Raw genomic sequence first — 23,377 nt, 5'->3', positions numbered from 1 at the left:
GCAGGGGTGGAAAAAACGGGGCTAGTGTAACCAACCGGCCGCCACTGCTGTCAGTGACGACCGGCATGTCCGGATCAGGCGTCGGCGAGCACGCCTGGCTGGGCCTGGCCTTCGCGCACGAACGGGAACTTGACCACGCGCACCGGCACCTGCCGGCCGCGGATGTCGACGGTGACCTCGCCGAGTTCACCGGCGGGCACGCGGGCAAAAGCGATGCCCTTGACCAGGGTCGGCGAGAAGGTGCCGGACAGGATCTCGCCCTGGCCGCCAGCGGTGGTCACCGCCTGGCCGTGGCGCAGCACGCCCTTCTCGTCCATCACCAGGCCGATCATCTGGCGTGCTGTGCCGGCAGCCTTCTGCGCTTCCAGCGCGTCGCGACCGATGAAGTCGCGGCCTTCGTCCAGCGACACCGTCCAGGCCAGCGCCGCTTCGTACGGGCTGATCTCTTCGTCCATGTCCTGGCCGTACAGGTTCATGCCGGCTTCCAGGCGCAACGTGTCGCGTGCGCCGAGACCGGCAGGCTTCACGCCCGCCGCCAGCAGGCGGTTCCAGAACGCGACCACCGCGTCCTGCGGCAGCAGGATTTCGAAGCCGTCTTCGCCGGTGTAACCGGTGCGGGCGACGAACAGCTCGACGCCGTCGTCGGACTGCACCTGCAGGGCGGCGAAGCGGCCCAGCTTGGTCAGCGCCTCGCGCTCGGATTCGCGGGCCAGGCCGATCACGATCGCGCGCGCCTGCGGGCCCTGCACGGCCAGGATGGCCAGGTCCGGGCGCTGCTTGACGCTGACGCCGAACGGCGCGGCCTGCTCGCGCAGCCAGGCCAGGTCCTTTTCGCGGGTGGATGCGTTGACCACCATGCGGAAGAAATCGTCGCCCAGGTAGTAGACGATCAGATCGTCGATGACGCCGCCGCGCGGATTCAGCATGCACGAGTACAGCGCCTTGCCCGGCACCTTCAGCTTGTCGACCGAGTTGGCCAGCAGGCGGCGCAGGAACGGCTTGACCTGGTCACCGCGCAGGTCGACCACGGTCATGTGGCTGACGTCGAACACCCCGGACTCGCGACGCACCAGGTGGTGCTCGTCCAGCTGCGAGCCGTAGTGGATGGGCATGTCCCAACCCCCGAAATCGACCATCTTGGCGCCGAGGGCGCGGTGGGTATCGTTGAGCAGCGTCTTCTGGGTCATGACCGGGTCCGGCAGCAGAGGAAACAAGAATCCCCATTATCCCAGATCGGTCGCCCGCAGGCGTGCCGCAGCGCAGCGCCGGAGCTGCAGAGCCGAGCCCATGCTCGGCGGCTCTTCGTGTGCGCGCCGAGCGCGGGTCCGGCTCTACAGGGGGCGGTCTGCAGCCTCGACCCGTAGCGTGCTGCCCTGCACCGCCACCACCCGCACCAGGCTGCCGGCCTGCAGTTCCGGGCCGCTGACCTGCCAGTACGCGTCGTCGATGCTGACCCGGCCCTGCCCACCAACGATACCCTGCTGCAACGGCACCACCCGTCCGACCAGTTGTTCGGCGCGGCGGTTGAGCAACGGTGCATCGCTGGGTCGCGCCCTTGCCTTGCCCCAGCGCCGGTAGCACTGGATCGAGACAACGCTCAGCACGACGAAGGCAACGACCTGCCACAGCAATGGAATGCCGCTGAACACCGCAACCAGTACGAACACCGCCGCCGCGCCAATGCCGATCCACAGCATGAATGCCCCGGGCGCCAACGCCTCGGCGGCAAACAGCAGCAGCGCCAGCGCGCCCCAACCGACGACTTCCCAGCGCATGTCAGCCTCCGAGCGGCGGCGGCCGCTTGCCGGCGGCCTTGTTGTCCTGGCTGGCCAGCGCCTGCTTCGCCAGTTCGGCCACGCCGGCGATCGAACCGATCACGCCACTGGCCTCCATCGGCATCAGCACCAGCTTCTGGTTAGGCGAACTGGCCAGCTCCTTGAACGCTTCCACGTACTTCTGCGCAACGAAGTAGTTGATCGCCTGCACGTCGCCCTCGGCAATCGCCGCCGACACCACCTTGGTCGCCATCGCTTCGGCCTCGGCCAGGCGTTCGCGCGCCTCGGCATCGCGGAACGCAGCTTCGCGACGGCCTTCGGCCTCCAGCACGGTGGCCTGCTTTTCGCCATCGGCACGCAGGATCTCCGACTGGCGGGAACCCTCTGCCTCTAGAATCTGCGCGCGCTTCTCGCGCTCGGCCTTCATCTGCCGCGCCATCGCATCCAGCAGGTCGCGCGGCGGTTGGATGTCGCGGATCTCGATGCGGTTGACCTTCACGCCCCAGGGATTGGTGGCATGGTCGACCACGCTCAGCAGCTGGGCATTGATCACCTCGCGCTGGCTGAGCGATTCATCCAGGTCCATCGAACCGATCACGGTACGGATGTTGGTCTGCACCAGGGCGATCATCGCCACTTCCAGGTTGGCCACCTCATAGGCAGCCTTGGCGGCATCCAGGACCTGGAAGAACACCACGCCGTCCACCCGCACGGCGGCGTTGTCCTTGGTGATCACTTCCTGGCTGGGTACATCCAGCACCTGCTCCATCATGTTCACCTTGCGCCCGACCCCGTACACGATCGGAATCAGGAAGTGCAGGCCGGGGGTCATGGTGTGCGTGTAGCGCCCGAAGCGCTCGACGGTCCACTCGTAGCCCTGGGGCACCATCCGTACCGCCTTGAACAGGATCACCACGGCCACGAAGGCCAGCACCACGGTAAAGAACATGGTCGGGAACATCTTGCTTTCCTTATCTATGACGTCCAGGCCCCAGCATAGCGCGTGAAGGCCGCATGCACAGCGGAGCTACCAGGGCATGCGCCCGCGCAGGATGTCGGCGAACATCACCCAGTCGCCCATGAACGAGTACAGCGGGTGCTGGAATGTCGCCGGGCGGTTCTTCTCGAAAAAGAAGTGACCGACCCAGGCGAAGCCGTAACCGCAGAACAGGGCAGCCAGCAGCAGCACCGGCTGCCCACGCAGGATCGCCGCCACGACCAGCAGCAGTACGCCGCAGCTGCCGATGAAGTGCAGCCGGCGCGAGACCGGGTGGCGGTGCTCGCTGAGGTAGAACGGATAGAACTCGCGGAAGCTGGCGAAGCGGGACATGCGCGTGCTCCGGGGACCGGGGTCGTCGCCATCATGCACCATCGCTGACCTTGTGGCGCCGAGCGATGCCCGGCTTGCGCGCGCCAGCGCGGTCGGAAGGAGGCGCAGCCACGCATGGCCCGGCGCTACCCTGATGAGGTGCGCGGCCCGAACATGATCACCGCCATGCCGGCCAGGCACAGCGCAGCGCCCAGCAGGTCCCAGCGGCTGGGGCGGATGCCGTCGACCAACCACAACCAGAACAGCGCGGTGCCGATGTACACGCCACCGTAGGCCGCATAGACCCGCCCACTGGCGGTCGGGTGCAGGGTCAACAGCCACGCGAACAGGGCGAGGCTGGCCGCGGCCGGCAGCAGCAACCAGACGCTGCCTCCCTTGCGCAGCCACAACCATGGCAGGTAACAGCCGACGATCTCGGCCAGCGCGGTCAGCAGGAACAGGCCAAGCGTCTTCACGCTTTTTCTGCTGCCTTGGCGTGCTGCCACAGCGCTTCCTGCGCATCCAGGTCCATCGCAGCCAGCGCCCCACCCTGCGCGTCGGCCTGCGCTTCCATCGCGCGGAAGCGCCGCTCGAACTTGTGGTTGGCCCCGCGCAGCGCCGCACCCAGGTCGATGTCGGCATGGCGCGCCAGGTTGGCGCAGACGAACAGCAGGTCGCCCAGTTCTTCCTGCAGCCGCGCCTTGTTGCCGGCGATATCGCCGCGCTCGAACTCCTCGCGCAGTTCCTGCAGTTCCTCGGCCGCCTTGTCCAGCACCGGCAACGGGCCGGGCCAGTCGAAGCCGACCTTGGCCGCACGCGACTGCAGCTTCACCGCCCGCTGCCATTCCGGCAGCCCGCGCGAAATGCCGGCCAGCTCGGAGGTGTCCTGCTCGCCCTTGGCGGCACGCTCGGCACGCTTGATCGCGTCCCAGTTGCGCGTCACGCCGTCGGCATCGTCGACGCTCACGTCGGCGAACACGTGCGGGTGACGGCGCTGCATCTTGTCGCTGATCGCGCGTGCGACCTCGGCGAAGGCAAAGGCCCCCTGCTCTTCGGCCATGCGCGCATGGAACACCACCTGCAGCAGCAGGTCGCCCAGCTCGTCACAGAGATCGTCGAGATCGCCACGGTCGATCGCATCGGCCACCTCGTAGGCTTCCTCGATGGTGTACGGCGCGATGGTTGCGAAGTTCTGCTCCAGATCCCACGGGCAGCCGCCCTGCGGGTCGCGCAGGCGCGCCATGATCGCCAGCAGGCGCTCCAGCTCGTGGGCGGCGGCGCTGCCGGTGGTGGGGGTGTCGTGCGCGCTCATGCGGCCTCCAGGGTCAGTCGGACAACCAGTCGCGCCACGGCAGGCTGGTATCACCAAGGGCAATGAAATCGCCGTTCAACAGGGTTTCCCGGCGGTTGTAGCGGAACGGCTTGCCGGTCGCGGCCGACAGTACCGCACCGCCGGCGGCGTGCAGTACGCATTGGCCGGCAGCGGTATCCCATTCGGAGGTCGGGCCCAGCCGAGGGTAGACATCCAGGCCGCCTTCGGCGATCCGGCAGAATTTCAGCGACGAGCCCTGCGCGATGGTCTCGATGCGGCCCATGCGCGCCAGCAGCGCCTCGGTTTCCGGCGAGCGGTGCGAACGGCTGGCGGCAACGCGCAGCGGGGCGGTGGCCGGCGTGCGGGTGCGCAGCACGGTGTCGTGCAGGCCCTGCCGGCGATAGGCCAGCTCGCCACGCATGGCGTGCCAGACGATGCCGGTGACCGGCGCCAGCACCACGCCGAAAGCCGGTGCGCCCTGGTAGATCAGGGCGATGTTGACGCTGAACTCGCCATTGCGCTTGACGAACTCGCGGGTGCCGTCGAGCGGATCCACCAGCCAGTACGCGCCCCAGTGGCGGCGGTGCTCCCAAGGCACCTGCGCCGATTCCTCCGACAGGATCGGCAGGTCCGGGGTCAGCTGGCGCAGGCCCAGTTCGATGACCTGGTTGGCGGCCAGGTCGGCGGCGGTGACCGGGCTGTCGTCGTCCTTGATCTGCACCTCGAAGCCATCGGCGTACACCTGCATGATGGCCTGTCCGGCTTCCTGGGCGATGGCGATGGCGGTCTCGCGCAGGTCCGTGGTCAGTTTGATCATCGCGTTCCCTGCAGCCACTGGCGAGCGATGAACAGCGCCGCCAGCGAGCGTCCCTCGGAGAAGTCCTCGCGCAGCATCAGCTGGTCCAGTTCGGCCAGCTTCCACGGCACCACCTCCAGTTCTTCCGGCTCGTCGCCGGCCAGCTTTTCCGGATACAGGTCGCGTGCCACCACCAGCCACGACTGGTGGCTCATGTAGGTGGGGGCCAGGGTCATCGCGCGCAGCACGTCGACCCGGCGTGCACCGTACCCGGCCTCTTCCTTCAGCTCGCGGTCGGCGGCCTCCCCGGGGGTTTCGCCGGCGTCGATCCGGCCCTTGACCAGGCCCAGTTCATAGCGGTGCATGCCAGCGGCGTATTCACGAACCAGCAGCACCGTCTCGTCATCGAGCATCGGCACCACCACCACCGCACCATGGCCACGGCTGACCAGGCGTTCGAAGCGGCGGCGTTCACCGTTGGAGAACTCCAGGTCCAGGTGCTGGCGCTGGAAGGGGCCGTTCTCCTCATCGGTGATCCGATGGATGATCGGCAAGCGCCGGCCGGCACGGTCATCGTTCATGCGGAATCTCCGCGGCGGCCGGCGCCAGCGCCGGGGCCGATAGAATGTGCAGGCAGCAACATGTTCATGAGCCCGAAATGCTAGCAGACCCAACCCCCTCCCCGCTGGCCCAGCACTGGCGGCAACGCGACCTGCAGGTGCTGTGGCATCCGTGCACGCAGATGCGTGAGCACCCGCATACCCTGCCGCTGGTGCCGATCGCCCGTGGTGAAGGCGCATGGCTGATCGACCACGACGGCAACCGCTATCTGGACGCCGTCAGCAGCTGGTGGACCAATCTGTTCGGCCATGCCGAGCCGCGCATCGGCGGCGCCATCGCGGCGCAGGCCGGGCAGCTGGAACAGGTGATGCTGGCTGGCTTCGGCCATGAGCCGGCGATCACCCTGGCCGAGCGCCTGCTGGCGCTGGCGCCACGCCAGCCCGGCCGCGAGCCGCTGGCCAAGGTGTTCTACGCCGACAACGGCTCGGCCGGCGTTGAAGTCGCGCTGAAGATGGCCTTCCAGTATTTCCAGAACCGCGGCGAGCCACGGCGCACGCGCTTCATCGCGCTGGAGAACGGCTACCACGGCGAGACCCTTGGAGCGCTGGCGATGGCGGACATTCCGCTGTACCGCCGCGTCTACGCGCCGCTGCTGGCCGAAGGCCTGTTCGCGCCCTCGCCCGATGCCTACCTGGCCGAGCCGGGCCAGAGTGCGGCTGATCGCGCACGCCAGGCCGCTGATGGTCTGGCCACCCTGTTTGACCAGCATCCCGGCGAGATCTGCGCGGTGATCCTGGAGCCGCGCCTGCAGTGCGCCGGCGGCATGCGCATGCATGACCCGGTGTACCTGCAGCGGGTGCGCGAACTGTGTGATGCGCACGGCGCATTCATGATCGCCGACGAGATCGCCACCGGCTTCGGCCGCACCGGCACCCTGTTCGCCTGCGAGCAGGCCGGGGTGATGCCGGACCTGATGTGCCTGTCCAAGGGCCTGACCGGCGGCTTCCTGCCGCTTGCCGCGGTGCTGGCCACGCAGGCGCTGTACGACGCCTTCCTTGATGACTCTCGCGAGCGCGCCTTCCTGCATTCGCACAGTTACACCGGCAACCCGCTGGCCTGTGCGGCTGCGCTGGCGACGCTGGACATCTTCCGCGACGACGATGTGATCGCCCGCAACCGTGGCATCGCCTCGGTGATGGGCGCGCTGGCTGCGCCATTGAGCGACCATCCGCACGTGGCCGACGTCCGCCAGGCCGGCATGGTGGTGGCCTTCGAGCTGTCGCGGGATGGCAACAAGCGCACGCCGTTCGATCCGGCGCTGCGACTGGGCCTGCACGCCTACAAGGCTGCGCTGAAACGTGGCGTGGTGCTGCGTCCGCTGGGCGACGTGCTGTACTGGATGCCACCCTACTGCGTGGATGACGAACAACTGGAGCTGCTGGCACATACCACGCTGGCGGCGATTGACGAGGCGATTGCATGCGCGTGACCCGCTGCCCCATCGACCTGGCGCTGCACAGCGGCCAGACCGTGACCCTGCCGGAAGAGACGGCCAACCATCTGGTGCGGGTGATGCGCCTGCGCGAGGGTGATACCTGCGTGCTGTTCAACGGCGATGGCCACGACTACAGCGCCACGCTGACCGCCGCCGGCAAGCGCGAGGTGCAGGTGCGCATCGATGCGGTGCAGGCGGTGGACAACGAATCGCCGCTGGCGATCACTCTGCTGCAGGGCATTGCCCGAGGCGAGAAGATGGACCTGATCCTGCAGAAGGCCACCGAGCTGGGCGTGAGCGCCATCGTTCCGGTGAATGCCGAGCGCACCGAAGTGAAGCTGGATGCCGCGCGCGCGGAGAAGCGCGTAGCGCACTGGAACAACGTGGTGACCTCGGCCTGCGGCCAGTCCGGGCGCGCGCGCATTCCGCAGGTGGGCTCGCCGGTGTCATTGGCGCAGGCGGCGGCAACGCTGCCGGCCGATACGCTGCGGCTGACGCTGGACCCGCACGGTGCCCATCGCCTGTCGACGCTCGACGCGGCGCCGACGGGCGGCATCGTGATCGCGATCGGCCCGGAAGGCGGCTGGTCGCCGCGCGACCGGGATCAGCTGGCAGCGGCAGGATTCCAGGGCCTGCAGCTGGGGCCGCGCATCCTGCGCACGGAGACCGCCGGGCTGGCCGCGATCGCGGCATTGCAGGCGCGGTTGGGCGACCTGGGGTAAGGTTGATTGGTGGTAGTGCCGGCCGCTGGCCGGCATCCAAGGGATCACGAGGTTGCCGGCCAGCGCCCGGCACTACCGGGAACCCGACCGGCGGATTGCCGATCAGGCCGCCAGCGAATCCAGCGCGGCTTCCAGCGCATCCAGGTTCGGCAGCAGCGCGCTCTGCTCACCCAGCAGCACGCGCATGTGCACGATCTGCGGCAGGGTTTCCTCGGAAGCATCGGCCAGCAGGCCATCGCGCGGCACCGAGATCAACTGCGGGAAATTCTGCGTCAGCAGCGCGTAGTAGGGGCGCTGCGCGTTGCCGCTGAGGGCCTTCAGCACGACGACCTTGTTGTGGCCGCCCACGGCTTCCTCGCCCAGGCCGGAAAGGCGCGCGAACGACACCAGCGGCACCTGCCAGCCGTGCCAGCCGATTTCGCCGACCAGCCAGCGCGGGGCGTCGGAAACCGGCTGCACCGGCACCCGCGACATCATTTCGGCCACGGTGGCATTGGGCAGCAGCACGCGCTCGTTGCCGGCCTGGATCAGGACGCCGCGGATTTCGTCATTGCTGGCATAGCTCATGGTGCCTCTCCGTTATCGTTTTCCACGCCCCAGCGCGAGGCGATGGCCTGCGCCAGTTCCTGTGGCTCACCCGCCACCATGCCAGCGGCGACCACCGCCGTGGCTGCGGCAGGGTCATAGCAGCCCTCGCCGACCTGCCCGGCCACCCAGGCACCGGCGGCGGCCAGATCCAGCGCCGGACCCACATGCGCAAGGTCGGCGCCGCTGAGCAGGACCAGCGCAGTGTGGTCGGCCGGCAGCCCGGCAATCGAAATGCCTTGCGCGTCGCTGACGAAATGCAGGCCGTCGCTGGCGGCCTGCACGCCGATGTCATCGGCCAGCACGTGCACTTCACCGGGTGTTGCACGCTGGCCGGCTTCGGCCAGCTGCACCGGCAGCGGCGACACCCGTGCCATCTGCTTGACCAGGTTGCCGTAGCGGCCACCGTCCAGGCGCATGTGCACCAGCACCGGCACGCTCAGCGACGATGGCAGCGCACCGAGCAGGCGGCGCAGCGCATCCGGGCCGCCAATGCCGGCCAGCACCAGCAGCGAGCCGGCACGTGCGCCCGCAGGCGCCGCAGTGTCCAGGTCCACCAGGCTGAGGTGGTCGGTATCGAAGGACGGCAGCGGGGCTTCCATCGCGGCGCTGTACCCGGTGGCTGCGGGTGCGTCTGCTACGTCCTCGACCAGTGACCACGCGGTGTGGTCGAAGGACACCGGCGGCGTTGCCGGTGCGGCAACCGGCTGCATCGGCGCTGCCTCCAGCGGCTCCGGCACCACCGGCTGCAGCGCGGCCAGTGCCTGCTCCAGCGCGATCGGTTCGTGCAGGTGCGCCGGTGGCGCATACAGGCTGTCCGCCGGTACCTCGTCGGCCCAGCTCAATGCCTGGTCCAGATGCGGCTGGAGCGCTTCTTCCCGTGGTGCCGGCGGCGGTGCCGGGTGGCCCGGTTCCAGCTGCAGGGCGGGTTCGTCTTCCGCACCCGGCGGCAGCACCTGCTGGTGGCCGTGCAGCTTGGCGGCCAGGTGGCGGCCCCAGCGCTGTGCCTCCCAGCCATCACGGCGCGCCGCCAGCTCGGCTTCGTCGAAGACCAGGGTCAGGCCTGGTGCGGACAGCACCGCTTCAAGCCGCTCCAGAGCATCCTCGATGGCCGCTTCCAGCGCGATCACCACGAACTGTGGACGCGCGTCCTGCAGCAGCTGCGGCTCCAGGCCGTTGGGGTCGTCTTCCAGCACCAGCTGCACATCGGCATGCGACAACGCCTCGCGCAGGCGCTCGCGCGCTGCGCCAGGACGGGCCAGCAGGGCGACGGCCGGGGCCGCCTGGGCTTCACTCACGGACACGGGCGATCCCCAGCAGGTCGTACACGTTACGCATCAGGTCCAGCTCCTGGTACGGCTTGCCCAGGTAGCGCTGCACGCCGATCTCGAAGGCGCGCTGGCGGTGCTTGTCGCCGCTGCGCGAGGTGATCATCACGATCGGCACGTCCTTGTAGCGCGGGTCGGCGCGCATCGCGGTGGCCAGCTCGTAACCATCCATGCGCGGCATCTCGATGTCCAGCAGCATCAGGTCGGGCACGCGTTCTTCCAGGCGCTCCAGTGCTTCCACGCCGTCGCGGGCGACGCTGACCTCGAAGTTGTGGCGTTCGAGGATGCGCCCGGTCACCTTGCGCATGGTCAGCGAATCGTCCACCACCATCACCAGCGGCACCTGTCGCTCCTGGCGCGGTGCGTTGGCCAGCACAGGCAGCGTCGGGTTGGCGAGGAAGCGGCGCACCAGCGGCGCTACGTCCAGGATCACCACCACGCGGCCATCGCCGGTGATGGTTGCACCGTAGATGCCCGGCACCGACGCGATCTGCAGGCCGACCGGCTTGACCACGATTTCGCGGTTGCCCAGCACCTGGTCGATCGCCACGGCGGCACGCAGGTCACCAGCACGGACCAGCAGCAGCGGTACCTGGTCCTGGCCATCGGCACGCGCCGGGGCCTGCCCGACCAGGCTGCCGAGGTCGTACAGCGGATAGTCCTCGCCGCTGTAGCGATAGCTGCTGTCGGCCGCTTCGAAACGCTCGCGCGACAGGCGGCCGATGCCACTGACCGATGCGACCGGCACCGCAAAGGTGGTTTCGCCGATCTGCACGAACACCGCCTGGGTGACCGCCAGCGTCTGCGGCAGGCGCAGGGTGAAGCGCACGCCCTGGCCACGCACTGACTGGATATCGACCGAACCGCCCAGCTGGCGCACTTCGTTGCGTACCACGTCCATGCCCACGCCACGGCCGGCCAGCTGGCTGACCTGGTCGGCGGTGGTGAAACCAGAGGCGAAGATCAGGTTGTCCAGTTCCTGCTCGTTCGGCTGCGCATCGGCAGCCAGCAGGCCACGGTCGATGGCGCGGCGGCGGATCGCCTCGCGGTCCAGGCCGGCGCCGTCGTCGGCCACTTCCAGCACGATTTCCGAGCCTTCGCGGTGCAGCCGGATGGCGATCTCGCCCTCCTCCGGCTTGCCGGCGGCGCGGCGCTGTTCCGGCGCTTCCAGACCATGCGCCACGGAGTTGCGCAGCATGTGTTCCAGCGGCGCGACCATGCGGTCGAGGACGTTGCGGTCCAGTTCGCCGTGGGTACCTTCCAGGGTCAGGTGGACCTGCTTGCCGGTATCCATGCCGGACTGGCGGACCACGCGGCGCAGGCGCGGCACCAGACCGTCGAACGGCACCATGCGCGCGCGCATCAGGCCATCCTGCAGTTCCGAGCTTACGCGCGACTGCTGCTGCAGCAGGGAGTCGTACTGGCGCGACAGATCGTCCAGGACGCCCTGCAGGCCACCAAGGTCGGCGGCGGACTCGTTCAGCGCACGGCTGAGCTGCTGCAGGGTGGAGAAACGGTCCAGTTCCAGCGGATCGAACTTCTGGTCCGCCTGGTCCTGCTCGCGCTGGTAGCGGGCGACGATCTGCGCCTCGGTTTCCAGGTCAAGTCGGCGCAGCTGGTCGCGCAGTCGCGCATTGGTGCGCTCCAGTTCGGCCATGGCACCACGGAAGGCACCCAGCTGCTGTTCCAGACGCGAGCGATAGATCGCCACTTCACCGGCATGGTTGACCAGGCGGTCGAGCAGGTCGGCGCGCACCCGCACCTGCTCCTGCTGCGGACGCGCCAGCGGATCTTCGTCGGCCACGCCTTCGGCCGGCAGTGGTGCCGACAGCGGGGCATCGGCCGGCGTCGTCAGCGGGCCCACAGCCTGTGCCGGCACGGCCTCGGCCTCGCTGGCCGCACGCGGGGACGCAGCGGCCGCCGCGATATCGGTGGTGGTGCGGACCTCGAAGGCCTCCACCAGGTCCTGTGCAGGCGCCACCACGCGGTGGGCACCGGTCCGCGTCAGCAGCTGGTGCAGGCGGTCGAAGCCGCGCTCCAGCAGCTGCACGTCGCGGCGATCAATCTCGGTGCGGCCGGCCGCCACGGCTTCCAGCAGGGATTCGATGCTGTGGCCAAGGTCGCCGATGGCATTGATGCCGGCCATGCGTGCGCCACCCTTCAGGGTATGCAGGTCACGCTGCAGGCCGGCCAGCACCTCGCGATCCTGCGGCGCATTGCGAAGCTCGCTGATCAGGCCATCGCAGTGGTCGAGCAGGTCCTTGCCTTCCTCGACGAAGATGTCGACCAGTTCGCGGTCGTACACACTGAAGTCGAGCGCATCGGCGCCATCCGCGGTGTCTTCCAGGGTGGAGGCTTCATCGTGGAGCGGCGCCCGCTCCCCGGCGTCGGCCTCGGCAGGTTCGGCATCGGTGTTGGCCGTGCCCTGCCCCGGCGCTTCTTCCAGTTCGAAGAACCGCACCGGCTCGGCGGTGGCCTGCAGTGCTTCGGCAGCGCTCGCCTCGTTCACCGTCGCCGGGGACGGCTGATCGGCGCTCTCTCCTTCGCCGACCGCCGCCTCCCCGCCGACGTCCGCATCCTCGGCAAAGGCTTCCGCCTCGCCCGGCGCGAGTTCGCTGGCCTGGAGGCCGAGCACGGGCCATTGCCCGTCGTCGTCCAGGGTCTGCTCTTCTTCGATCACGTGCAGGCCGGCCTCGAGCGCGGCTGCCAGCGTGACCGGTTCTGCAAAACCCGGCGCAGCCATTTCATCCTGCAGGCTCGACAGCCCGCTGTCGAGTGGCAGTGCAGCAGCGGCGTCAATGACGCTGTCATCGCCACTGCCCGAATCAAAGGACAACGGCGTATTCAGGTCGATCGCGTCAACTTCCGCAGGCACCGGCCACTCTTCCGCGTCGCGGTCATCCACCGGCAGCGCACTGGCGTCGAGGTAGGGCGACAGATCGTCGGCCATGGTCAGATCAGCGTCGTCGACCGTCGCGATCGTGGGCACGGCATCTGCTTCGGCCACTTCGACAACAGGCGCACTCTCGACCGGCTGGATCGATTCAATCGCGCCGGTGTCCGCCACGGCAGGTTCACCTTCGCCCGGCACCGACGGCCAGCCGGCGTCGAAGTAACGCGAAAGATCGTCGCTGGCGGTCAGCTCGCCCACGTCCAGGCCGCTGTCGGCCGCGATGTCCAGCGTCTGCGGGTCGGTTGCAGCTGGAACCGGTTCCAGCGCATCTTCGGCAAGCGGCTGCGGCTCGGCAATGAGATCGGGCGCCACATCGAAAGCGGACGCCATGCTGGTTTCGTCCAGCGTGTCCAGCCCGGCCAGCGGCGCTTCGGCTTCGGATGCCCGCCCGACATCGGGCGCCAGCTCGATGCCCTCTTCATCCTCGTCCTCCAGCCCGACCATCGGCCAGCGCGCTTCCGGCAGTTCACCGGCCAGCGCCTGCAGGCGCTGTACCAGCGCTTCCTGTGGCGTGATGCGCGGCTGCTCGGCCTGCAGCGCTTCCATGGTCGCGGTGATCGCCTGCGCGGTCGCATCCAGCGCGGCCACGCCCTCGTCGCCCGGCACCACGTCTGCAGCCAGCGCGCGCTTGATGTAGGACTCGGCACCGCCGGTAACGGCAGTGATTTCCGGCACTTCGGTCATCGCGAAGGCGCCGTTCATGGTGTGCACCGCGCGCAACAGCGCGTCGCTGACCGGCTGCGGCGCCTGCTGTGCCAAGCGCAGCCAGTCCTGCAGGGTCGCCTGGTGGACTTCCACTTCGGCTTCCAGGATCTCGCGCAGCACGCTGTCGATGTTGGCCGGCGTGCCCAATGCTTCGGGCGCCGGGTCCGCATCGGCTTCAGCCTGCACCGACGCCATTGCTTCGGCTTCGAGGATGCGGCTGATCTCGTCCTCGCCATCGGCTTCGACCACCGGCGCGGCGGGAGCGGCCGCAACCGGCAGCGGTACGTAATAGGTTTCCTCACCCGCGCCGACGCGATCGGCAATGGCCTGCATCGCCTGCAGGTCCACGCTGATCCGCTGGCCATGACGCAACGCGGCGTTCAGCTGCGGCAGCGCGGCATGCGCGTTGTCGACCATGGCCAGCACGGCTGGCGTCGCCGGGCGGCTGCCGTCGAGCACGCGGTTGAGCATGCCCTCGATCTTCCACGCAAATTCGCCCAGGGTGCGTGCACCGACCAGTCGGCCACTGCCCTTGAGCGTATGGAAGATGCGGCGGATGGGACGCAGACGGTCCATGTTGTCCGGCTGCATGCGCCATGCCGGCAGCAACGTTCCGAGGTTGGCCAGTTCGTCGTCGAACTCTTCCAGGAACACCTCGCGGATGTCCTCGTCGATGTTCTCGGCATCGTCGTCGAAGCCGGCCTCGAAGCCGGCGTCTGCATCTTCCGCGCTGCCCACGGCGACTGGCGCTTCCGCATCGGCCGGCGTCGGGGTCGCCTGCGGATTGAAGTCTGCGGCGGCAGCGCTCAGCTCGGCAAAGAACTGCGCGTCGGCTTCGCTGAAATCAATCGGTGCGATGGTGTCGATGTCGATCATCGACACCGCCGCTGCCGGCACATCGGCAAGCGGTGCGGGCGCTTGCACCGGCACATCCACGGGGGTGATGTCCGTCTCTGCGGCAGCCGGGCTCTCTTCCACCACCGCAGGGGCAGCGGCATCGACGCTCTCCAGCGACGGATGCAGCCCGGCAGCGTCCTCCAGCGACAATGCCTCCATCGCATGCAGCGACAACACGTCGTCGGCATTGTCCAGCGCATCGGCATCGAAACGGAACACGACGTCGTCACTTGCAGAAACCGCGTCATGTTCGGCGGCCACCGGGTCGAACCCCGGTGCGGCATGCGCGCCGGTCTCGATGGACAGCGAGGCGTCGGCGGCGTCCTCTACGTCCAGGCCGGTTGTCGCATCGGACTGCACTGGCAGAGCCGCCTCCGACAGCGTCCAATGGGCGGCGGCGCCCTGCCCTGCATCGAGCTGTTCGAAACTGACCGGATCGAAGCTGGCAAACGTCGGACTGCGCTCATCGTCCGCTGGAGCGAGCGGATCGGCCTCAGGATGGAACGGTGCCAGATCCCATTGCGGGACCTCGGGTGCAGGTGCACTGGAGGCGGCAAAGACCAGCGGTGCATCCGACTCGTCACGCAGCGACAGCGGCGCGGAGGCGACGGATCCCAGCCCACCGAACATCAAGCTGTTGTCCGCCGCTGCCGGCGAAGGCGTGGCCGGTGGCGGATGGAAGGTGAAGTCCGGCAGCGGTACCGGCACCTCACCGGGTGCCGGCGCGGCCGACTGTACCGGGACCTCGATGTGCTCTGGCTGCAGTGCCTCGCCCTGCAGCACGACCGGCTCACGCTCGATCGACTGTGGCACGGACGCTGCCGGCTCAGCCGCATCGTGGTCCGGCAACGGCCAGTAGCGCAGCGCCTCAAGGCTGCTGCGGGTGATGTCGAGGATGTCCTCGCGACCCGGACGACGGTCGCGCAGGGCTTCCAGGTAGTACTCCAGGCTGGCCATGGCGTCGGCCAGCGTGTCCAGCTGGCGGCCACTCGGCACGCGCTGGCGACCGATCAGCTCGGCTTCGATGTACTGCTGCACACCGCGCAGGTAATCGGCGGCGGTACCCAGGTCGAGCATGCGCAGCGCACCGGACACATCGCCCAGCAGGCGCGGCACGTCGTGCAGCTCGGCATGGTTCCAGCTGGTTTCAATGAACGCGACGAAGTGCTCGCGCGCGGCGGCGAAGTTGGCGATGGCCTCGTGCGCCAGCACCTCTACCGTGCGCCGGTTCTCCACTGCGCTCGGATCGTCCTGGCCACTGCCGCCGGCGCCCAGATGGGCGACCTGGTCATCCAGCGACGCATCCACGTAGAGCAGCGCCCCGGCGATATCCAGCAGCAGGTTTTCGTCGATCTGCTGGCGGCCCTCGACCACGCCACGCAGGGCATCACGTTGCTGCACGACCACGCCGCGGGCCACGCCCAGGCCCATCATGCCCAGCGTATCGGCGACCGCACCGAGCTCGTTGGCCTGGGTCTGCAGCTGCTCCGGCGCACCGCCGGTACGCAGGTGCAGGTCCAGCGCATCCTTGATGCGCAGCAGTTCTTCCTTCACTGCACTGCCCACGGTATCGAGCAGCTCGCGGTTGCGCCCGCTCAGGCTGCCACGGGCATGGTCCAGCTCGGCCTCGGTGGCGGTGATGCTGTCCGGTGCGAATGCCAGCAGCACGCTGTCATGCACGCCCTCTTCGCCACGTGCGGCACGGATCTCGTTCAGCAGCGGCATCAGCACGATCGGGATGTCACGGTGACCGTTCTGCAGGCGCTCCAGGTAATCGGGCAGCAGCACGCTGCCACGCATCAGGGTCGCGCAGGCTTCATCCCGATCGGCCACGCCACCGGCGCCGATGGCATTGGCCAGCTGTTCCAGCTCCTCGGCCACCATGGCCGGGGCGTACAGCTCGACCATGCGCAGGGTGCCCTGTACCTGGTGCAGGTAGCCGGCGCAGATGCGCATGCGGCTGGCGTCGGTCGGGTCTTCCGCGTAGTACTCGACTTCGTTGCGCACCTGGCGCAGGGTCTCGTCCAGCTCGGGCTTGACCCAGCCCAGCGCTGCGTGGCTCATCGCATCGCGCAGACTGCTCATGGACGCGCTCCGTTCGCCGCCGCGCGGAAGCCGCGCGAGTTCTGGCGTGGGGAATGGAAATGCTTCATCGACTGGTTCCTTGCTCGCCGCCCTGCCCGCGTCACGCCGGCAGCTTGAAGTCGGCGACCGAACGACGCAGGTCGGCCGCCAGCTGCGCGAGGTGGCCGATCGATTCGGCGGTCTGCCCGGCACCCTGCGAGGTCTGGCCGGTGATCTGCCGGATCACGCCCATGGTGCGGGTGATGTCCGAGGCCGCAGCCGACTGCTGCTGGGCGGCGATGGAGATGTTCTTGATGAGGGTGTTCAGTGCATTGGACACGCGCTCGATCTCAGTCAGCGCGGTGCCGGCATCCTCGGCCAGGCGTGCACCGGACACCACTTCGGCGGTGGTCTGTTCCATCGAGGTGACCGCTTCGTTGGTATCGGCCTGAATGGCCTGCACCAGGTTCTCGATGCGTCGGGTCGCGCCGGAGGTACGTTCTGCCAGGCGCTGCACTTCGTCGGCCACGACCGCGAAACCGCGGCCCGCTTCACCTGCCGAGGCCGCCTGGACCGCTGCGTTCAACGCCAGGATGTTGGTCTGTTCGGAAATGTCGTTGATCAGTTCCACGATCGAGCCGATTTCCTGCGACGACTCACCCAGGCGCTTGATGCGCTTGGAGGTTTCCTGGATCTGGTCACGGATCTGGTCCATGCCCTGGATGGTCTCGCGCACCACGCCGGCACCTTCGGCGGCGATCACCACCGAACGTTGTGCCACGTCGGCCGACTCGGCCGAGTTGCGCGACACCTGTTCGATGCTCGCCGCGATTTCGCCGATGCGGTCCGACGCCGAGGTGATCTGGTTGGCCTGGTGGCCCGCCGCCTCTGCCAGCTGCATGGCGGTGGCCTGGGTTTCCTGGGTGGACAGCGCGACCTTGGCCGAGGTGTCGTTGATGGTGGTCACCAGGTGGCGCAGCTCGTCGACGGCGTAATTGATCGCGTCGGCGATGGCGCCGGTCATGTCCTCGGTCACCGAGGCCTTCACCGTCAGGTCGCCCTCACCCAGCGAGGAGATTTCGTCCAGCAGCCGCATGATCGCCTGCTGGTTGCGGCTGTTGAATTCCACCTGGGTCTGGTAACGCAGTTCCTGCTCGCGCGAGCGGCTGCGCACGTTGGTGGAAACGAAGCCGATGATCGCGATCAGCGACAGCGCACCGGACACCACACCGATCCAGAAGTTCGGGAACAGGCGGGTGTCCGACACCGAGCCGAACGAGGAGAACGCGTCGAACAGCTTGCGGCTGTCATCCAGCATGTGGGCCGAACCCTGGCCCAGCGCGGTGGCGGCGGACTGCGCCGCGAACAGCTGGCGCGAGCTGGCCAGGATCGCGTCAGCGTCCTGCTTCATCGCTTCCCACTTCTGCTGCGACTGCTCCAGTGCGGCGACGGCGGCGGCACCGCGCACGGCGGTGATACCCAGTTCCTCGTTGCCGTTGCGCAGGCCGTCGAGCACCTGCGAGAACACGGTGATGTCGCGTGCCAGTGCATCGCCGGACGTCGCTGCGGCGCTGCCACCGGCGCGCATTTCGGTCACGCGACGGGCCATGGAGCCGGCCACCACCACCTGCTGCAGGGCGCTGTACACCTGCGACGACGGCGCGCCGGAGGCCGACATCGCACGCACCAGCTCGTTCAGCTGGGCCTGCAGGCCCGGCACCGCACCGGTGAAGTTGTTGGCGTTGCCAGCCAGCGCCAGCACCGCCGGTTCACTGGCGACCAGCTGCCCGGCCTGCTTGCCCAGCGGCGCCCAGGTCTCGCCCAGGGTGGCGATGGCACCGGACACGCCCGGCTCCTTGCCGTAGCGCCCCTGCAGTGTCGACACGTTCTGTTCGATCGCGTTGCGGGTCGCCTTGAAAGCGGTGAACGCCTGCGCGTTGCCGCCCACCGCGTCACGGCCCTGGTTGGCCAGCTGCTGTGACAGCACCTGCAGGTCGGCCGCCTTGGAACCGGCATCGGCCAGGCGACTGCCCTGCCAGGTGGCGACGCCGGTGTTGACGCCGAACAGGATCATCGATGCCAGCAGCAGGAACAGCCAGAGGTTGCTGCCGCCCAGCCGCAGCTTGCCGGTCTTGGTGGCGTCCGAAGCAGTACTCATCGTTCAACCTCGATCTTCAATGCAGGGGGCGATGCCCGGCCTCAGGCCGCGGCTTGCCGGAATTCAGGGGTACGCGACAGCAGCGAGAGGGAGAACACGCCCCAGTCGTGGCCGTCGGCGTGGAAGGCGCGATCGACGAAGTGGCCGTAGCGCCCTTCGGCCAGCGTGCCGGCCGCGATCTGCTGGTCCAGTTCAAAGCTGCGCTGGCCGAACAGTTCATCGATGGTCAGGGCGACGTCGCCGCCGGCCTGGCGCATGATCAGCACGCGCTGGCCTTCCTGCTGCACGGTACGCGTGCCTTCCAGGAAGTACTTCAGGTCGACCACCGGGAACAGGTTGCCGCGCAGATTGCCCACGCCCAGCAGCCACGGCTGCGCGCACGGCACCGGGGTCACCGGCGGCATCGGCACGATTTCAACCACTTCGCGGAAATCGGACACCAGCCGGCGCTGGCCGACGCGGTAACCCACGCCACGCCAGAGGTCCTGGGCGAACTGCCGCTCGGGCAGCTGCACCGCGTGGGCCAGGCTGCGCCGTTCGTAGGCTTCGAGAATGTCGAAGGGCGAGCGCATCAGGCCACCAGTTCGTTGATCCGCGCGATCAGTTCATCCTCGCGCGGCGGCTTGACGATGTAATCGGCCGCGCCCTGGCGCAGGCCCCATGCCTTGTCGGTTTCCATCGCCTTGGTGCTGACGATGATCACCGGGATGTGCTTGATCGCCGCATCACGGGCCATCGCGCGGGTGGCCTGGAAGCCGCTCATGCCGGGCAGTACCACGTCCATCAGCACCAGCTGCGGCACCTGGTCGCGGACCAGCTGCAGTCCATCCTCGGCATTGTCCGCCTCCAGCACCTCGTGGCCGGCACGGCGCAGCCACTGGGTGAACACCGCGCGGTCGGTCGGTGAATCCTCGATCAGAACGATACGAGCCATTGTGCCTTTCCCCCCTGGTCAGGCGTTGACGTATGTGCGGATGGCACCCAGCAGTTCTTCACGCGTGAAAGGCTTCGTCAGGTACTGCTCCGAGCCGACGATGCGTCCCCGCGCCTTGTCGAACAGGCCATCCTTGGACGAGAGCATGATGACCGGGGTCGCCTTGAACAGCTGGTTGCCCTTGATCAGCGCACAGGTCTGGTACCCGTCCAGGCGCGGCATCATGATGTCGACGAAGATGATCTGCGGCTGCTGGTCTGCGATCTTCGCAAGCGCTTCGAAGCCGTCGGTGGCGGTGACCACCTCGCAGCCTTCGCGCTTGAGCAGCGTTTCCGCAGTCCTGCGGATGGTCTTCGAATCATCGATGACCATCACCCGGAGTCCTGCGAGTTCCCCGCCCGCAGTCGTGTTTTCAGTCATTGCCTATCCCCAAGCGCACGGCCCGATCTCTGGCGGGGGCCGCTACGAAAGCGTATCTATATCGCACTTTCCGCGCCCGCTTCAAGGCCGCCCCATGGCGCGGGGCATGGCACCCTCCTGAACGTGACGGGTTTCGCAATGCGTGCGCGACCGCCGGGCGGACGCTGCGTTGCAGGACGGCGGGGAGGCGCGCGAGCGGCGTTGCCGCTACCATCAACGCCTTGCCTGACAGGTGCGCCCATGCCGTTGAACGTCATCGTGGTGATGGATCCCATCGCCCACATCAAGATCGCCAAGGACACCACCTTCGCCATGCTGCTGGAAGCCCAGCGCCGCGGCCATGCCCTGCACTACGTGCGCCCGGGCGGCCTGGCCCTGGAGGGTGGCGTAGCGGTGGCCCAGACCGCGCCGCTGCAGGTGCGCGACGACCCGGCCGGCTGGTATGAGCTGGGCGCGTTCAGCCGCACCGAGTTCGGCCCCGGCCAGATCGTGCTGATGCGCAAGGACCCGCCGGTCGACGCCGAATACATCTACGACACCCAGGTGCTGGACGTGGCCGCAGCGGCTGGCGCCTGCGTGGTCAACAACCCGCAGGGCCTGCGCGACTACAACGAGAAGCTGGCCGCGCTGCTGTTCCCGCAGTGCTGTCCGCCGACCCTGGTCAGCCGCGACGCGAAGGTCTTGAAGGCCTTTGCGCTGGAGCACGGCCAGGCCGTGCTGAAGCCGCTGGACGGCATGGGCGGCCGCTCGATCTTCCGCAGCGGCCAGGGCGATCCGAATCTGAACGTGATCCTGGAAACCCTGACCGACGGCGGCCGCAAGCTGGCGCTGGCCCAGAAGTTCATTCCCGACATCACCGCCGGCGACAAGCGCATCCTGCTGGTCGATGGCGAACCGGTCGACTACTGCCTGGCGCGCATCCCGCAGGGTGATGAATTCCGTGGCAACCTGGCCGCCGGCGGCCGCGGCGAAGGCCGCCCGCTGAGCGAGCGCGACCGCTGGATCGCCGCCCAGGTCGGCCCGGAGATGAAGCGCCGCGGCATGCGCTTCGTCGGCCTGGACGTGATCGGCGATTACCTGACCGAGGTCAACGTGACCAGCCCGACCTGCGTGCGCGAACTGGACGCGCAGTACGGCCTGAACATCGCCGGCACCCTGTTCGACGCACTCGAGGCCGGCCTGCGCTGATGTCTGCCGCACCTGCCGTCCTGCCCCCGCCGCCGCGCGAAGCGCAACGGCTGGGGGCGACCATCGCGCTGTCGGTGCTGGTCCACGCCCTGCTGATCCTGGGCGTGGGCTTCGCCGTGAAGGGCGATGCGCCGCTGGTGCCGACACTGGAAGTCATCTTCAGCCAGACCCGCACCGCGCTGACCCCGAAGCAGGCCGATTTCCTGGCCGCGGCCAACCAGGAAGGCGGTGGCGAGCACGACCGCGCACAGCGTCCGCGCGACAGCCAGGCCGGCATCGTGCCGCAGGCCCAGTCCGGAATCAGCCCGGTTCCACAGCAGCAGCAATCGGCCGCGCCGGTTCCGCCGCCACAGGCACGGGTGGTCAGCAGCCGCAATGGCGAAGAGGTGGTGGCGCAGGCGCAGTCCCGCCCCACGCCGGATCAGCCCGAACCGGATGCGCCCTTGAGCGCACGCGAACAGCGCGACGTGGAGATGGCGCGGCTGGCTGCCGAAGTACATCTGCGCTCGGCGCAGTACGCCAAGCGCCCGAACCGCAAGTTCGTGTCGGCCAGCACGCGTGAGTATGCCTATGCCAATTACCTGCGCGCCTGGGTCGACCGTGCCGAGAAGGTAGGCAACCTGAATTACCCGGATGAGGCGCGGCAGCGCCGCCTCGGCGGCCAGGTAGTGATCAGCGTGGGCGTGCGCCGCGATGGCAGCGTGGAGAGCAGCCGGATCCTGCGTTCGAGCGGGACGCCATTGCTGGATGAGGCCGCCCTGCGGGTGGTGCAGCTGGCGCAGCCGTTCCCGCCGTTGCCGAAGACCGAGGATGAGATCGACATCCTGCAGGTTACCCGTACGTGGGTGTTCCTGCCGGGCGGCACCCTGCACGACGACCGGTAGGGTTTTGTTGCCCGGGCCTGCGGCCCGGGACCCGCTGGAAGGCTAGAGCAACGGCAACAGCGGCGGTTGGTGTACTGAAGCGTGGCGAGGCGGTGTCGGGCGGCGGGGACGCCGCAAGTACGTCCGTGTAGGCTTAGCCGCGGCATCCATGCCGCGGATACCCCGCCGCCCGGCACCGCCCCGCCTCTGACAGATCGCGGCGCACCATTGCTTTGGTAGGTGTCGACCTTGGTCGACACACATCCACGCCACGCGTGGATGCGAGCGAAGCGACCCGCTTTTGACTTTGACTTTTCTTTTCTTGATTTTCCGTGGCGGACGCACACGGAAACTGTCAGAGGCCGGGCGGGTGGGCTGCGCAGGGGCGTGAGCCGCATGGGCCCGAGGCATGCCTCGGGCGGGTTGGGCAGGACGCCCAACCCCGGTCTTGCTCGTGTGCGCAGGACTGCGCACACGAGCAAGCGGCGACCGAGCTTACAGGGACGTACTTGCAGCGCCCCCTGCGCAGCCCACCCGCCCGGCCAAACCACGGCTTTTGATCTACGCGACCAATCCCGCCACGAGGGGCTCAGCCGTTGGCCTTCGCCTTCGCCTCGCGCGCGGCCTGCTGCTCGACCAGGGTCAGTGCCACGTTGTCGCGCAGGTACGCCGGCTCGACCTTCTCCGGTGCAATGGCTTCGCCGCGAGCGAACGCCGGCACCGCCAGTGCCAATACATCCGATGCCCGCGGCAGCGCCGTCGCATCAAAGCCGCGCAGGCCGTTGCCCAGCTGGGTCACCAGTGCCCCCTCGGCTGCACCGAAACCGGTGCCGACACCGTAGGCCGACATCCCTTCCGGCAGCGCAACCGCAGCGGGTGCGCACACGCGCTCGGCATCGCGTGCCACCGGCAGGCCGTCTACACGTTCGAAGCGCGCGACATACAGCTCGCCCATCCGTGCATCGATCGCCGACAGGATCTGCGTTTCGTCCGCCGGTGCCCGCAGCGCCAGCACCTGCAGTGTCGAGACCGGCAGCAACGGCCGATCCAGTGCCAGCGCAATGCCTTGCGCGATGGCGATCGCCAGGCGCACGCCGGTGAACGCACCCGGGCCGCGGCTGAGCGCGATACCGTCCAGCTGGCGGCGGCTGATGCCTGCTTCGGCCAGCAGCGCCTCGGCCCACGGCAGGCTCAGTTCGGCATGCCGGCGTGGGGCGATCTCGAAGCGTTCCAGCACCTGCCCATCGACATGCAGGGCAACGGAACAGGCTTCGGTGGCGGTTTCAAAGGCGAGCAGTTTCATCGGATCGGG

The 23,377-nt window shown here is 68.4% G+C and carries 20 protein-coding genes; 4 read left to right on the top strand and 16 right to left on the bottom strand.

Annotated features, from left to right (window positions below):
* Positions 1-74: 74 nt before the first annotated feature.
* From gcvT to nudE, 8 genes are all read right to left on the bottom strand, one after another.
* Entirely contained in the window at positions 75-1,187 is a 1,113-nt protein-coding gene (gene gcvT, locus AC5P5X_RS01410) for a glycine cleavage system aminomethyltransferase GcvT (RefSeq protein WP_099523531.1), read from the bottom strand.
* Between the two features lie 144 nt (positions 1,188-1,331).
* A complete protein-coding gene (locus tag AC5P5X_RS01405; RefSeq protein WP_049459289.1) occupies positions 1,332-1,775 on the bottom strand; it encodes an NfeD family protein in 444 nt (147 codons plus the stop codon).
* A 1-nt stretch (position 1,776) separates the two neighbouring features.
* The gene (locus AC5P5X_RS01400; protein ID WP_005410704.1) at positions 1,777-2,736 is read right to left on the bottom strand and encodes an SPFH domain-containing protein; all 960 of its coding nucleotides are present in this window, start codon (positions 2,734-2,736) and stop codon (positions 1,777-1,779) included.
* Positions 2,737-2,802: 66 nt separating this feature from the next.
* A complete protein-coding gene (locus tag AC5P5X_RS01395; RefSeq protein ID WP_111189612.1) occupies positions 2,803-3,105 on the bottom strand; it encodes an Mpo1-like protein in 303 nt (100 codons plus the stop codon).
* A gap of 125 nt (positions 3,106-3,230) precedes the next feature.
* Positions 3,231-3,560 carry a YnfA family protein gene (locus AC5P5X_RS01390; protein WP_005410706.1) on the bottom strand — a complete coding sequence of 110 codons (330 nt, stop codon included), beginning with the start codon at positions 3,558-3,560 and terminating at the stop codon, positions 3,231-3,233.
* Complete coding sequence (mazG, locus tag AC5P5X_RS01385; protein WP_111189613.1) at positions 3,557-4,396, bottom strand: nucleoside triphosphate pyrophosphohydrolase; 840 nt, start codon at positions 4,394-4,396, stop codon at positions 3,557-3,559. The genes AC5P5X_RS01390 and mazG overlap by 4 nt, the downstream gene beginning before the upstream one ends.
* 13 nt (positions 4,397-4,409) lie before the next feature.
* On the bottom strand, positions 4,410-5,213 hold the full coding sequence (cysQ, locus tag AC5P5X_RS01380) for a 3'(2'),5'-bisphosphate nucleotidase CysQ (RefSeq protein ID WP_005410708.1): 804 nt from the start codon (positions 5,211-5,213) through the stop codon (positions 4,410-4,412).
* On the bottom strand, positions 5,210-5,773 hold the full coding sequence (nudE, locus tag AC5P5X_RS01375) for an ADP compounds hydrolase NudE (protein WP_005414246.1): 564 nt from the start codon (positions 5,771-5,773) through the stop codon (positions 5,210-5,212). The genes cysQ and nudE overlap by 4 nt, the downstream gene beginning before the upstream one ends.
* A 77-nt stretch (positions 5,774-5,850) precedes the next feature.
* Between nudE and bioA the strand changes: the two genes are divergently transcribed.
* Both bioA and AC5P5X_RS01365 read left to right on the top strand, forming a co-directional pair.
* Positions 5,851-7,242 carry an adenosylmethionine--8-amino-7-oxononanoate transaminase gene (gene bioA, locus AC5P5X_RS01370; protein ID WP_033833434.1) on the top strand — a complete coding sequence of 464 codons (1,392 nt, stop codon included), beginning with the start codon at positions 5,851-5,853 and terminating at the stop codon, positions 7,240-7,242.
* A complete protein-coding gene (locus tag AC5P5X_RS01365; RefSeq protein ID WP_005414248.1) occupies positions 7,233-7,970 on the top strand; it encodes a 16S rRNA (uracil(1498)-N(3))-methyltransferase in 738 nt (245 codons plus the stop codon). Before bioA ends, AC5P5X_RS01365 begins: the two co-directional genes overlap by 10 nt.
* Before the next feature lie 102 nt (positions 7,971-8,072).
* Here the strand turns inward: AC5P5X_RS01365 and AC5P5X_RS01360 are convergent, their stop codons facing one another.
* From AC5P5X_RS01360 to pilG, 7 genes are all read right to left on the bottom strand, one after another.
* The gene (locus AC5P5X_RS01360; protein ID WP_005410712.1) at positions 8,073-8,537 is read right to left on the bottom strand and encodes a chemotaxis protein CheW; all 465 of its coding nucleotides are present in this window, start codon (positions 8,535-8,537) and stop codon (positions 8,073-8,075) included.
* Positions 8,534-9,859 (bottom strand): chemotaxis protein CheB, encoded by a 1,326-nt coding sequence (locus AC5P5X_RS01355; protein WP_049448759.1) that lies wholly within the window; start codon positions 9,857-9,859, stop codon positions 8,534-8,536. The genes AC5P5X_RS01360 and AC5P5X_RS01355 overlap by 4 nt, the downstream gene beginning before the upstream one ends.
* A complete protein-coding gene (locus AC5P5X_RS01350) occupies positions 9,846-16,523 on the bottom strand; it encodes an Hpt domain-containing protein (protein WP_111189614.1) in 6,678 nt (2,225 codons plus the stop codon). Before AC5P5X_RS01350 ends, AC5P5X_RS01355 begins: the two co-directional genes overlap by 14 nt.
* A 100-nt stretch (positions 16,524-16,623) precedes the next feature.
* Complete coding sequence (locus tag AC5P5X_RS01345; protein WP_005410715.1) at positions 16,624-18,660, bottom strand: methyl-accepting chemotaxis protein; 2,037 nt, start codon at positions 18,658-18,660, stop codon at positions 16,624-16,626.
* Positions 18,661-18,701: 41 nt separating this feature from the next.
* Positions 18,702-19,232 (bottom strand): chemotaxis protein CheW, encoded by a 531-nt coding sequence (locus AC5P5X_RS01340; RefSeq protein ID WP_005410716.1) that lies wholly within the window; start codon positions 19,230-19,232, stop codon positions 18,702-18,704.
* Positions 19,232-19,594, bottom strand: a complete 363-nt coding sequence (locus AC5P5X_RS01335; RefSeq protein ID WP_005410717.1) for a response regulator — start codon at positions 19,592-19,594, stop codon at positions 19,232-19,234. Before AC5P5X_RS01335 ends, AC5P5X_RS01340 begins: the two co-directional genes overlap by 1 nt.
* A gap of 18 nt (positions 19,595-19,612) precedes the next feature.
* On the bottom strand, positions 19,613-20,014 hold the full coding sequence (pilG, locus tag AC5P5X_RS01330) for a twitching motility response regulator PilG (RefSeq protein WP_005418455.1): 402 nt from the start codon (positions 20,012-20,014) through the stop codon (positions 19,613-19,615).
* A gap of 240 nt (positions 20,015-20,254) precedes the next feature.
* On the opposite strand from pilG, the gene gshB reads away from it, so the two are divergent.
* On the top strand, positions 20,255-21,202 hold the full coding sequence (gene gshB / locus AC5P5X_RS01325) for a glutathione synthase (RefSeq protein WP_005410718.1): 948 nt from the start codon (positions 20,255-20,257) through the stop codon (positions 21,200-21,202).
* A complete protein-coding gene (locus AC5P5X_RS01320; RefSeq protein WP_049459282.1) occupies positions 21,202-22,086 on the top strand; it encodes an energy transducer TonB family protein in 885 nt (294 codons plus the stop codon). Before gshB ends, AC5P5X_RS01320 begins: the two co-directional genes overlap by 1 nt.
* 568 nt (positions 22,087-22,654) lie before the next feature.
* On the opposite strand, the gene tsaB is transcribed toward AC5P5X_RS01320, so the two are convergent.
* On the bottom strand, positions 22,655-23,368 hold the full coding sequence (gene tsaB / locus AC5P5X_RS01315) for a tRNA (adenosine(37)-N6)-threonylcarbamoyltransferase complex dimerization subunit type 1 TsaB (protein ID WP_111189831.1): 714 nt from the start codon (positions 23,366-23,368) through the stop codon (positions 22,655-22,657).
* Between the last annotated feature and the right edge of the window lie 9 nt (positions 23,369-23,377).

It is taken from the genome of Stenotrophomonas sp. YJH_SMC_91 (assembly GCF_059368495.1).
The sequence above is the reverse complement of the archived record's forward strand: the minus strand, read 5'-3'. Positions and strand labels throughout refer to the sequence as shown.

What these genes read in the sequence shown, in the direction of transcription:
- nudE (WP_005414246.1), bottom strand. Translation starts at nt 5,773, where the DNA reads ATGAACGATGACCGTGCCGGCCGGCGCTTGCCGATCATCCATCGGATC.
- AC5P5X_RS01400 (WP_005410704.1), bottom strand. Translation starts at nt 2,736, where the DNA reads ATGTTCCCGACCATGTTCTTTACCGTGGTGCTGGCCTTCGTGGCCGTG.
- tsaB (WP_111189831.1), bottom strand. Translation starts at nt 23,368, where the DNA reads ATGAAACTGCTCGCCTTTGAAACCGCCACCGAAGCCTGTTCCGTTGCC.
- AC5P5X_RS01350 (WP_111189614.1), bottom strand. Translation starts at nt 16,523, where the DNA reads ATGAGCAGTCTGCGCGATGCGATGAGCCACGCAGCGCTGGGCTGGGTC.
- gcvT (WP_099523531.1), bottom strand. Translation starts at nt 1,187, where the DNA reads ATGACCCAGAAGACGCTGCTCAACGATACCCACCGCGCCCTCGGCGCC.
- cysQ (WP_005410708.1), bottom strand. Translation starts at nt 5,213, where the DNA reads ATGATCAAACTGACCACGGACCTGCGCGAGACCGCCATCGCCATCGCC.
- AC5P5X_RS01365 (WP_005414248.1), top strand. Translation starts at nt 7,233, where the DNA reads ATGCGCGTGACCCGCTGCCCCATCGACCTGGCGCTGCACAGCGGCCAG.
- AC5P5X_RS01360 (WP_005410712.1), bottom strand. Translation starts at nt 8,537, where the DNA reads ATGAGCTATGCCAGCAATGACGAAATCCGCGGCGTCCTGATCCAGGCC.
- gshB (WP_005410718.1), top strand. Translation starts at nt 20,255, where the DNA reads ATGCCGTTGAACGTCATCGTGGTGATGGATCCCATCGCCCACATCAAG.
- AC5P5X_RS01340 (WP_005410716.1), bottom strand. Translation starts at nt 19,232, where the DNA reads ATGCGCTCGCCCTTCGACATTCTCGAAGCCTACGAACGGCGCAGCCTG.
- bioA (WP_033833434.1), top strand. Translation starts at nt 5,851, where the DNA reads ATGCTAGCAGACCCAACCCCCTCCCCGCTGGCCCAGCACTGGCGGCAA.
- AC5P5X_RS01395 (WP_111189612.1), bottom strand. Translation starts at nt 3,105, where the DNA reads ATGTCCCGCTTCGCCAGCTTCCGCGAGTTCTATCCGTTCTACCTCAGC.
- AC5P5X_RS01405 (WP_049459289.1), bottom strand. Translation starts at nt 1,775, where the DNA reads ATGCGCTGGGAAGTCGTCGGTTGGGGCGCGCTGGCGCTGCTGCTGTTT.
- pilG (WP_005418455.1), bottom strand. Translation starts at nt 20,014, where the DNA reads ATGACTGAAAACACGACTGCGGGCGGGGAACTCGCAGGACTCCGGGTG.
- AC5P5X_RS01335 (WP_005410717.1), bottom strand. Translation starts at nt 19,594, where the DNA reads ATGGCTCGTATCGTTCTGATCGAGGATTCACCGACCGACCGCGCGGTG.
- mazG (WP_111189613.1), bottom strand. Translation starts at nt 4,396, where the DNA reads ATGAGCGCGCACGACACCCCCACCACCGGCAGCGCCGCCGCCCACGAG.
- AC5P5X_RS01345 (WP_005410715.1), bottom strand. Translation starts at nt 18,660, where the DNA reads ATGAGTACTGCTTCGGACGCCACCAAGACCGGCAAGCTGCGGCTGGGC.
- AC5P5X_RS01320 (WP_049459282.1), top strand. Translation starts at nt 21,202, where the DNA reads ATGTCTGCCGCACCTGCCGTCCTGCCCCCGCCGCCGCGCGAAGCGCAA.